This is a genomic window from Bacillus sp. C30 (assembly GCF_040838255.1).
GTDB lineage: Bacteria > Bacillota > Bacilli > Bacillales > Bacillaceae_G > Bacillus_A > Bacillus_A mycoides.
In genome coordinates, this window is sequence record NZ_JBFPJH010000465.1 from 1 (window position 1) to 2,185 (window position 2,185).

Annotated in this window: 2 protein-coding genes; one reads left to right on the forward strand and one right to left on the reverse strand. The window is 35.1% G+C overall.

Annotation, left to right across the window (positions count from 1 at the left end; all coding sequences use genetic code 11):
* Positions 1–918: NADP-dependent oxidoreductase (locus tag AB3X49_RS21790; protein ID WP_367964701.1), on the reverse strand; the 918-nt coding region annotated here is incomplete at its 3' end.
* Between the two features lie 236 nt (positions 919–1,154).
* Here AB3X49_RS21790 and mleBCA point away from each other — a divergent pair.
* Positions 1,155–2,012, forward strand: a complete 858-nt coding sequence (mleBCA, locus tag AB3X49_RS21795; protein WP_002127689.1) for a BCA family alpha/beta fold macrolide esterase — start codon at positions 1,155–1,157, stop codon at positions 2,010–2,012.
* Positions 2,013–2,185: the final 173 nt, after the last annotated feature.

The window sequence follows — 2,185 nt, forward strand, 5'->3', positions numbered from 1 at the left end:
CGTAATTACAATTTTCCCTCTAGTATGCTGACTTTCACTCAAAATATGAGCTTCTCTAACGCCTTTTTCATTAAACGGCACAACTTTACTAATGATTGGTTTGATTTTTTCAGCTTGGATCAAACTAGTTAATTCGTCTAATTGCTTTCCACTTGGTTTTAACCATAAAAATCCTGATCTTATACCCTTTACTTCATGAAGTGGTTCATGAACGATAGAAACTAGAACACCACCAGATTTAATAATTTGAAAACTTTTTTCTTGTACTTCTCCGCCGATTGTATCTAACACAATATCATAATCTGATAGTAGCTCTTCAAATTTATCTTTTTTATAATCAATAACAAGGTCAGCACCTAAAGACTTTAAAAACTCTTCATTTTTACTACTTGCAGTTGTTGCGACAAAAGCCCCAAATGATTTTGCGATTTGAATTGCAAAACTCCCTACTCCGCCCGCTCCAGCATGAATTAATACTCGGTCATTTTCTTTTATTTGTGCATAATCGACAAGACTTTGCCAAGCTGTAAGTCCTGCAAGAGGTATAGATGCTGCTTCTTCAAAATTAAGATTATTAGGCATTTGCGCTACTAAATTTGATTTCACTGTAATGTATTCAGAATAAGAACCTTTCCCTGTATTTTCAGGTTTCGTAAACACTTTATCTCCTATTTTAAAATGATTCACATCTTCTCCAACTTCTTCAACTATTCCAGCAACATCTAATCCTAATGTAATTGGAAATGAAAATCGCAACTTTTCTTGTAAGTCTCCCTTTCTTATTTTCCAATCAACAGGATTGACAGATGTTGCGTGTATACGTATTAATACTTCATTACATTTAACAACTGGTTTAGGAACTTGTCTTTCTTGTAATGCTTCAACACTACCATATTGATTAATAACAATTGCTTTCATTTCCTCTCCTCCTTGTTGTTTATTGTAATAACAAACAATTATTTTTCAAAATTTTCCGCCTTGGATGACAATAAATATGTTAGGAGGTGATATTTATGCTACTCTACTAATTAAGCATCATGAGTGCAAAAAACATTTATTTCACTTAAATACAATCTAATTTACGCCTAAGAAACACCCAAAGTTATATTTCTCTTTATTTATTAATGACCTTTAAATGAAACGGAGAGTGTGCTATGAGTGAACAAGTTTTCAAAGTAAACGGTATTGATATATGTACAGAAAGCTTTGGAAATCCTAATAACCCAGCAATATTATTAATTATGGGAGCTACGTGTTCAATGGTTTATTGGGATGAAGAATTTTGTGAAAGGTTGGCTAGCACAGGAAGGTTTGTCATTCGCTATGATAACCGTGATGTTGGGCGTTCTGTTACATATGAGCCTGGGACTTCCAATTACACTGTAGCAGATATGGCTGAAGATGCAATCGGAGTACTCGATGCGTATCATATTGACAAGGCACACCTTTTTGGCATGTCATTAGGAGGTATGATTGCTCAAATTGCTGCAGTAAAACACCCAGAAAGAATTTTGACCTTAACATTACTAGCAACAAGCGTTATTGGATCTGATAACAATACTCGTGATTTGCCTCCAATGGATGAAAGAATTTTGACACATCATGCTAATGGTGCAAATTTAGATTGGACAAATAAAGATGTTATAGCGAAATATTTAATTACAGGATCACGTCTACTCTGTGGATCAAAGCGTATATTTGATGAAGCAAGAACTTTAAAACAAGTAAAGCAAGAAATAGAACGTGCTAACAATCTATTAAGTATGTTTAATCACGCCCTCCTTACAGGTGATGATTCTTATGAAGGTATACTAAAGTCGTTACTAGTACCTACTTTAGTAATTCATGGTACGGACGATACAGCTCTTCCACTTGAACATGGACTCGCACTTATTGATGAAATTCCGAACTCAAAGCTATTATCCCTTGAAGGTACAGGGCACGAGATTCATCCCGATGACTGGGATAAAATTATTAAAGCAGTTTCAGAACATATATCCTGTATAAGATAAGAACAACTATTAGAAGGGGTACAAATTGTTTTGCCCCTTCTATTTATCCCGCATTAACGGGCAGTAAAACTCCCACCTCAAAATTCAGCTGAAGCAAAGAAATTAGGTGGGAGATAAACTGCCCGTAAACGCCCGATTGGTTCAACTAATAATCAGTGGGGGATGAACAAAAC

Coding starts and splice junctions, on each gene's coding strand:
- mleBCA (WP_002127689.1), top strand. CDS start 1,155: ATGAGTGAACAAGTTTTCAAAGTAAACGGTATTGATATATGTACAGAA.